Below are 8,893 nucleotides of genomic sequence, written 5' to 3'. Positions count from 1 at the left end.
AATATCCGTCTTGGAGGTACCGGCAACGGTAATGGCCGAAACAGTCAAGGTCGCAGCATTGGTGTTCGCATTGCCCCCGGCACTGATCGCACGGCAACGGTAAGTGTAGCCGTTCATCGTTCCGGTAGCACCGGTAATGGTCAAGGTAGAAGTGGTCGCATTGCTGTAAACACCACCATTGGTAATGTCAACGAAACCACCACCAGTGTTCACCTGCCACTGGTAGCCAGTAGCATTGTTAGCCGTCATCGCAAACGTTGTACTCCCTGCAGCACAGATGGTACGGTTGGGCGGGTTGCCAGTAATTACTGCGGCTGGTGTTGCTGTTTCGAAAAGACGAAAATTGTCGATTGCAAATTCTTGAGTAGCACCACCATCTGCACTTACCACAAAACGGAGCGACATCGTTGTTCCAGTACCAGTGATCGGCCATGTGAATTCCTGAAAAGTTTTGGAAAGTTTAAGAAGTCCATCTCCAATTTTATCATCATCTGTATCCTCACATATAGAACCTGCATTACCTACTGCTGCATCACCAACAAATGAGCCTACTCTGGTCCATGGGCCCCCATCGATACTGTACTCTACTCTTAAAAAATCGTAGGCAGCACCGAAAGTTATGTTTTGCCAGCCGTGATTTAAGTTTGCAGCAAACAAACCTTTAAAGCTTAGCCCAGTTTTTCCACTGATATTGATACCTGTCCATTCAATCTGCTGAATTTTATCGGTAGAAACATTTGATCCCGTCCTTACGCGATCGGTATCTTCACCTGCCCAAAATTTACTTCCTTGAAAATTTTGGTAGGTTGTAAACGTGTCCCAAAGCTCAGGGAAAGGTGCTTGCAAAGCAAGGTTAGTCCCATCCGTCCGCATAAAATAATAAGCATATGGAGTGGGTCCCCATGCTTGATCTAAAGAAGGTGTACGTGTTGTTCCAGCACTTGGTGCTCCGGTATCTTCAAAAGTATCACTCCAAAATTGAGTTTGTGCCTGAGTACTCGAAATAGTCAGGAGGGTAAAGAAAATTATTGCAAAGAGGTACAATAAATGTCTTTTAAATGATTTGAACATTGATGTAATAACATTGGTGTCATTTACACTTTGTAGCATTGGATTCATAACGTTAATTTAATTCAGTAAATTTGATAGGGGTATTGAATGGTATCTGCTGTTGCATTCAACCATTTTGGAATTAGGTGAAACAATATTGAAAATTGCTAATCGAATAAACATAATGCCTTGTATTTTGGTGCTGACCTTCTGTTTAAACTATAAATAGGGGTAAGGCGAAAAGCCTTATCAGGTAAAATGGTATGAAATAGATACAGCAGTAGCTGTAATTGAGTAAAGAGCCGATGCATATAAAGTAGCTTTATGGTTAAAATAAACACTGACTTTATAGAGCGTTAATCTATGCCATCAGCAACTAAAACTTAGTTTTGAATACCTGTTAGTGTTAAAAGTATTGAATAGTTTTCTTAGTGAGATAATTAATTAACTATAGGATAAAATAGTATCTCTTTAAGATAAAAAAGTATGTTTAAAACTGAAGAAAGCGGATTGTCAACACATTGATGTGGGCAAAATCAATATTTAAAGAAGCTATCAGAATTTTAACCATAGCTATATTGCCATGTTTTTTCTGCTATTGAATTTGTTAATTGTTTCAATTGAACAAGATGCCGTAAACCTTTAACAAGACCTATCTGATTATTAACTCAACCAATTTCAACAGTTAAGCTAAAATGCTTACTTTTGCGCCGAACAAAAAAAATACGAAATGAGTACAACAAGAGGACCGATATCGAAATTTATGGAGACCAATTATCTCCATTTTAATGCAGCAGCAATGATGGATGCCGCTAAAGGTTATGAAACCCATTTAGATGAAGGTGGAAAAATGATGATTACCCTTGCAGGTGCAATGAGTACCGCAGAATTGGGAATCTCTTTGGCAGAAATGATCAGGCAAGATAAGGTTTCGATTATTTCTTGTACAGGTGCAAACTTGGAAGAAGACATTATGAACCTTGTAGCGCACTCTCATTATAAACGTGTTCCAAACTATCGCGACCTAAGTCCGCAAGATGAATGGGATTTGTTAGAAAACCATTACAACCGTGTAACAGATACGTGTATCCCGGAAGAAGAAGCTTTTCGTCGTTTGCAAAAACACATCCATAAAATCTGGAAAGATGCAGATACAGCTGGCGAACGTTATTTTCCACATGAGTTTATGTACAAAATGTTATTAAGTGGCGATTTAGAGCAATATTACGAAATTGACCCTAAAAACTCTTGGATGCTGGCAGCAGCAGAAAAAAATCTGCCAATTGTAGTGCCAGGATGGGAAGATTCTACCATGGGTAACATCTTCGCTTCTTATGTAATGAAAAACGAAATTAAAGCCACTACAATGAAAAGTGGAATTGAATATATGGGTTGGTTAGCCGATTGGTATATTGCTAACTCTGCAGGTAAAGGAATTGGCTTTTTCCAAATTGGCGGAGGTATTGCTGGCGATTTTCCAATCTGTGTGGTACCAATGTTATATCAAGACATGGAAATGGAGAATATCCCTTTCTGGAGCTATTTCTGCCAGATTTCAGATTCTACAACTTCTTATGGTTCTTACTCTGGTGCGGTGCCAAACGAGAAGATCACTTGGGGTAAATTAGACATCCATACTCCTAAATTTATTGTAGAATCAGACGCTACAATTGTAGCACCATTGATTTTTGCTTGGATATTAAAAATGTAATTTAATTTACAAAATTCTTATCCAAAAGATAAGCGTAAGAAAATCAGCAGTTTTTTAAAAATTGTTGATTTTTTTATGTTTAGGGCAGAAAATGCAATAATTTAGAATGATTATAAATTGTATTTCACTGTCATTAATATGTCATTGGTAACTTAATAAATTTTACTTTTGTTCCAATCTTTCTGAGGGGCTATCGGCCAACACAACGCTCAGATCGAAAATTTATTTCAAAAAATAGCATAAAATACTCATTATGAGGAATATCTCATTAAAATTTAAGAAGGTTTGGAAGTCAGCATTCATTTTTGCGTCCTTATCTTTTTTAATTGTAACAGTTACTCAAGCGCAGGATTTAGTAGAAGGTAAAACATTATTTAAAAATAAATGTGCTTCTTGTCATAACCTTGATCGTGAATCTACTGGTCCGGCTTTGACACCAAAATTGAATGAGCTTGATGAAGCATGGGCAATTAAATGGATTAAAAACTGGAAAGCTTTGGTTGATTCTGGCGACAAGCAAGCAATTGAAGCGGCAAAGTTGAAACCAACGGAAATGACAACTTTCCCTACATTAACTGATGATCAGATTAAAAACATCATCGCATATGCTAAAGTAGGAGAGCCTAAGAAAGTTGCAGAAGTTGGAGCTGCTGTAAAAGATGAAGGTGCTTCAAGCCTTTCTATTGCTGGTGTAATTGCCATTATCATTCTTTCTATTGTGATTTTGGTAGTATTAGGCCGTGCAGTAAAAATGTTAGAGCGTTTAATTCTTCAAAAACAAGGTATTGACATTGTTGAAGAAGAAAAAGTTTCTCTTGCAGTTGGCGTTAAAGGCTTATTCAAAAACAAGAAATTTGTGTTTTTCTTTGTGCTGTGTTTAGTAATGGTATTAGGTTCATTCGGTTGGATGGGCATGTGGGATACTGGTGTTCACACTGGTTATCAGCCGGTACAACCAATTAAATTCTCTCACGAGTTACACGCAGGGATCAATCAGATCGATTGTCAATATTGCCATACCAGTGCATTTAAATCTAAAAACTCAACCATTCCTTCGTTAAACGTTTGTATGAACTGTCACAAAAGTGTTCAAGCTATACAAGAAAATGGTTCAATTTCTCCTGAGATACAAAAAATATATACCGCTTTAGGTTACGACCCAACTACACAAACTTACGATAAGAGCAAAGAGAAACCAGTAGAGTGGGTACGTGTACACAACTTGCCAGATTTCGCTTACTTTAACCACTCTCAACACGTAGTAGTAGGTGAGGAAGCTATCCGTAAAGAAAAAGGTTTAAAACCAAATGAGCCAGTATGTTTTGCATGTCACGGTCCAGTTAATACAATGGAAGAAGTTTATCAATATTCTCCATTAACCATGAAATGGTGTGTGAACTGCCATAAAGATGCTGATATCTCTGGTAAGAAAAATGATGCCTTCTATGCGAATGTAATTGCAGCGCATGAGAAAATTAAAAAAGGCGAAAAAATTACTCCAGCAATGTTGGGTGGTTTAGAGTGTGGTAAATGCCATTATTAATTAATAGAGTTTAGTAAAGAACGTTCGATAAACAGTAATATAGCTTAAATGGAAAGCAACAAAAAATACTGGAAAGGCTTAGAAGAGTATAAAAACACTCCCGATTTTGTTGAAAACAACAAAAACGAATTTGCAGAGCCCCTTCCAATAGAAGATGTTTTAAGTGAAGCAGGATTAAGTACAGTTACCCCACGCCGTGACTTTTTAAAAGCCTTAGGTTTTGGTTTAGGTGCGGTAACTTTAGCAGCTTGTCAGAAAACACCTGTACACAAATCAATTCCTTATCTAATTAGACCGGAAGAGGTTGTACCAGGCATACCAAACTTTTACGTTTCGACCTTTAACGGTCAAAGTGTATTGGTGAAAACAGTAGTTGGTCGCCCAATTAAAATTGAAGCCAATCCGAATGCGGGAGCTTTCAATTGTGGTACCGATGCACAAGCTCAAGCTTCTGTATTAGATCTTTATGATGTATCTAAATTAAAACAGCCTTTACTTAAAAAGGAAGAGACCACTTGGTCGAAGTTAGATGCTTTTGTAAAAGGAGAATTGAATAAAGCACAGGCATCTGGTAAAAAGATCCGTGTGGTTTCATCAAGCTTAAATAGCCCATCGGCTAAAGGTGTTGTTGCAGACTTCGCAGCTAAATATCCTACTACTAAACATGTTCAGTACGATGCTGTATCTTATACAGGTATTATCAAAGCCAACGAAAATAGCTTTGGTAAAGCAGTAGTGCCGAAATACAATTTTGATAAAGCAGATTTAATTGTAAGTTTCGCAGCCGATTTCTTGGGTACTTGGATCAGTGGTGAAGAATTTACTGCACAATATGTTTCTAATAGAGATTATAAATCTTTAGAGAAAAAGAAAATGTCTCGCCATTTTCAATTTGAAACTGGAATGAGCTTAACTGGTACCAACGCTGATACTCGTATTCCGATTAAATTATCGGAAGAAGGTCCAGCATTGATTACCTTATATAATGCAATTACTGGTAGTAATTTAGCTGGCGGTACATTGGGTAATAATACCAATGCCGATAAAGCTTTAAAATTAGTTGCCAAAGAATTATTACAGAACAAAGGCAAAGCTTTAGTAGTTGCTGGTTCTAATGATGTTTCAACTCAAATCTTAGTAAATGCCATTAATGCTGCTATTGGTAGTTATGGTACTACTATTGATTTAGATAATCCTTGCAAACGTTATGAAGGTAACGATGCAGAATTTGCAGAGTTGATTAATGAAATGAACAGGGGAGAAGTTGCAGCAGTATTCTTCTTAAACTCAAACCCAGTTTACGATGCTACAAATACTAAGTTTGCTGAAGCTTTAACTAAGGTTGCTTTGAAAGTTTCTTTCTCAGACAGAGTTGACGAAACTTCAGACCTTTGCGATGTGGTAGCAATTAACCCTAACTATTTAGAGGCTTGGGGCGATGCTAACTCTTACGAAGGTTACTATTCAGTAATCCAACCAACCATTAATCCAGTATTTAACTCACGTCAAGCAGAGCAAAGTTTATTGATCTGGTCTGATGCTGCTGTTCAGGATTATTACCAGTATGTACGTAACAACTGGGAGAAAAACATTTTACCTAGCGTTGGTAAAAACTGGAATGAACTCTTACAATTAGGTGTAGTTACTTCAACTGCAAAAACTGCTGGTTCATACGGTTTCAATATGTCTTTAGATGCAGTTGCTGCTTCTATTGGCGCAAGTAGCAAAGCTTTACAAAAAGATATCGAGTTACATATCTACGAAAGCATTCCGATGCGTGATGGTAAACATGCCAACAATGCATTCTTACAAGAATTACCTGACCCAGTTTCTAAAGTTACTTGGGACAACTATATCGCCCTTGCCCCTAAACAAGCAGAGAAATTAGGTTACAAAGAATTTGATATCCTAACTGTAAAAGGCGCAAATGGTTATGCTGTTGATTTACCTTTATTAATTCAACCAGGACAAGCCATGGGTACAGCTTCTGTAGCTTTAGGTTATGGTCGTACTAAAGTTGGTAAAGCTGGAGATAATGTAGGTAAAAATGCATTCCCTTTTGTAAGCTTTAGCAATGGCACTTTAAAATATGCTACTACTGCTACTTTAGCAGCAACAGGTGGAAGAGAAGAATTAGCGCAAACACAAACGCACTATTCTTTCGAAGGTAGAAACATCATTCGTGAGACTACTTTAAAAGACTACTTAAAAGATCCTGCTGCAGGTTCTGGTAACCACCATAAACATAAAGTTTACGATTTATGGACTACCGATAAATACGAGAAATTAGGTAATGACTGGGTAATGGCAATCGATTTGAATGCTTGTACTGGTTGTGGTTCTTGTATTGTTGCTTGTAACGTAGAAAACAATATTCCGGTTGTAGGTAAAGACGAAGTACGTAGACGCAGAGAAATGCACTGGTTACGTATTGATCGTTACTATAGCTTTAATGACGAAAAAACAGGTCATGATGTAACAGAAGAGAAAGAAATTGCCCATATGGACAATTTGGATAATGTTTCTGTGGTTCACCAACCAATGATGTGCCAACACTGTGATCACGCACCATGCGAAACAGTTTGTCCGGTATTGGCAACTGTACACTCATCAGACGGCTTAAACCATATGGCTTATAACCGTTGTGTAGGTACACGTTATTGTGCAAACAACTGTCCATATAAAGTACGCCGTTTCAACTGGTTCAACTACTGGAATGATTCACGTTTCGATAACTACTTGAACAATGAATTTACACAATTGGTATTGAACCCAGATGTAACTACACGTTCAAGAGGGGTAATGGAAAAATGCTCTATGTGTATCCAACGTATCCAAGCTGGTAAATTAACGGCCAAAATGGAAAAACGTGCACTAAAAGATGGTGATATCAAAATGGCTTGTCAACAAGCTTGTTCAGCAAATGCAATTATCTTCGGAGATAAGAACGATCCTAATTCGGAAGTTTCTAAAGCATTGCGTAGCGAACGTATCTACTATGTATTAGAAGAGATCAACGTACAACCAGGTATTGGTTATATGACAAAAGTTAGAAATATAGATTCAGAAACTAAAGAAGTACACGCTTAAGCAAGTACTTGCAGCAATATAAATTATGTCAGGACATAACGAATCAATTTTAAGAGAACCATTAATTACCGGTAAAAACATCACGTATGCACAAATTACGGATGACATTTTACTACCGGTAGAGAACAAGCCTAACAAAGCTTGGTGGATTGGCTTTATTCTTTCACTTTGTGGCGCTACACTTTGGGTGGTTGCCGTAAGTTATACTTTCTGGTTCGGTATCGGATCATGGGGTTTAAATAAAACAGTAGGTTGGGCTTGGGACATCACCGGTTTCGTATGGTGGGTAGGTATTGGTCACGCAGGAACGTTGATTTCGGCGGTATTGTTACTCTTCCGTCAGAACTGGCGTAACTCCATTAACCGTTCGGCAGAGGCGATGACGATTTTCGCCGTAATCTGTGCCGCAACTTATGTAGTATCTCACATGGGTAGACCATGGTTGGCTTATTGGGTATTGCCATTGCCAAACCAATTCGGTTCACTTTGGGTAAACTTTAACTCACCATTGGTATGGGATATGTTTGCGATCTCTACTTATTTCTCAGTATCACTATTGTTCTGGTACACAGGTTTATTGCCTGATATTGCAACCATTAGAGATAGAGCAGTAGGCATGCGTAAAAAAGTATATACTGTTCTTTCTTTCGGATGGAATGGTAACGTAAAAACTTGGCAACGTTTTGAGGCCGTGTCATTAATTTTGGCAGGTATTTCAACGCCACTGGTACTTTCGGTACACACTATTGTATCAATGGACTTTGCAACCTCGGTTATTCCGGGATGGCACACCACGATCTTCCCTCCATACTTTGTGGCTGGGGCGATTTTCTCAGGCTTTGCGATGGTATTGACCCTATTATTGGTTGCCCGTAAAGTATTGGGATTAGAAAACTATATCACCATGTTCCACATCGAATCAATGAACAAGATTATCATCTTAACAGGTTCGATTGTAGGTGTGGCTTATTTAACTGAGTTCTTTATCGCTTGGTATTCTGGTTCAGAATATGAGCAGTATGCCTTCATCAACCGTTCTACTGGTCCTTACTGGTGGGCATATTGGATGATGATGACTTGTAACGTAATCTCTCCACAGTTGTTATGGTTCAAAAAGATCCGTACCAACATTGCAGCTACCTGGATTTTATCTATCGTAGTAAACATCGGTATGTGGTTTGAGCGTTTCGTAATTATTGTAACCTCTTTACACCGCGATTATTTGCCATCAAGTTGGGCAATGTTCTATCCAACATGGGTTGACGTAAGTGTATTCGTAGGTTCAATAGGCGTGTTCTTTACCTTGTTCTTATTGTTCTTAAGAGTATTACCTTCTATTGCAATTGCAGAGGTGAAACTGTTATTGAAGAGTGCAAGTGAGCAAGCTAAAATGGAATTGATCAAAGACGGTCACTTGGACAAAGAACAAGTAGCTGAATATATAGAGTCTTTAGATAAGTTTGATAGTGTTAAACAAGAAGAATACGCAAAAATATAAC

Annotated in this window: 5 protein-coding genes; 4 read left to right on the top strand and 1 reads right to left on the bottom strand. The window is 38.0% G+C overall.

Annotated features, from left to right (window positions below; translation table 11 throughout):
- Positions 1-1,119 (bottom strand): hypothetical protein (locus tag AQF98_RS13845; protein ID WP_055132538.1); only part of this gene is annotated, 1,119 nt, incomplete at its 3' end.
- 661 nt (positions 1,120-1,780) lie between these two features.
- Here AQF98_RS13845 and AQF98_RS13840 point away from each other — a divergent pair.
- From AQF98_RS13840 to nrfD, 4 genes are all read left to right on the top strand, one after another.
- Entirely contained in the window at positions 1,781-2,761 is a 981-nt protein-coding gene (locus tag AQF98_RS13840; RefSeq protein WP_055132537.1) for a deoxyhypusine synthase family protein, read from the top strand.
- 253 nt (positions 2,762-3,014) lie between these two features.
- The gene (locus AQF98_RS13835; RefSeq protein WP_055132536.1) at positions 3,015-4,304 is read left to right on the top strand and encodes a c-type cytochrome; all 1,290 of its coding nucleotides are present in this window, start codon (positions 3,015-3,017) and stop codon (positions 4,302-4,304) included.
- Positions 4,305-4,352: 48 nt separating this feature from the next.
- Positions 4,353-7,394 carry a TAT-variant-translocated molybdopterin oxidoreductase gene (locus tag AQF98_RS13830; RefSeq protein WP_055132535.1) on the top strand — a complete coding sequence of 1,014 codons (3,042 nt, stop codon included), beginning with the start codon at positions 4,353-4,355 and terminating at the stop codon, positions 7,392-7,394.
- Between the two features lie 25 nt (positions 7,395-7,419).
- Complete coding sequence (nrfD, locus tag AQF98_RS13825) at positions 7,420-8,892, top strand: NrfD/PsrC family molybdoenzyme membrane anchor subunit (RefSeq protein WP_055132534.1); 1,473 nt, start codon at positions 7,420-7,422, stop codon at positions 8,890-8,892.
- The last annotated feature ends 1 nt before the right edge of the window (position 8,893 follow it).

Source organism: Pedobacter sp. Hv1, from assembly GCF_001412215.1.
Lineage (GTDB): Bacteria > Bacteroidota > Bacteroidia > Sphingobacteriales > Sphingobacteriaceae > Pedobacter.
This window is presented reverse-complemented; position numbering and strand designations above follow the sequence as displayed.

Bases quoted from the DNA above. Each gene is read 5' to 3' on its own strand.
- AQF98_RS13830 (WP_055132535.1), top strand. From the start codon at position 4,353: ATGGAAAGCAACAAAAAATACTGGAAAGGCTTAGAAGAGTATAAAAAC.
- AQF98_RS13835 (WP_055132536.1), top strand. From the start codon at position 3,015: ATGAGGAATATCTCATTAAAATTTAAGAAGGTTTGGAAGTCAGCATTC.
- nrfD (WP_055132534.1), top strand. From the start codon at position 7,420: ATGTCAGGACATAACGAATCAATTTTAAGAGAACCATTAATTACCGGT.
- AQF98_RS13840 (WP_055132537.1), top strand. From the start codon at position 1,781: ATGAGTACAACAAGAGGACCGATATCGAAATTTATGGAGACCAATTAT.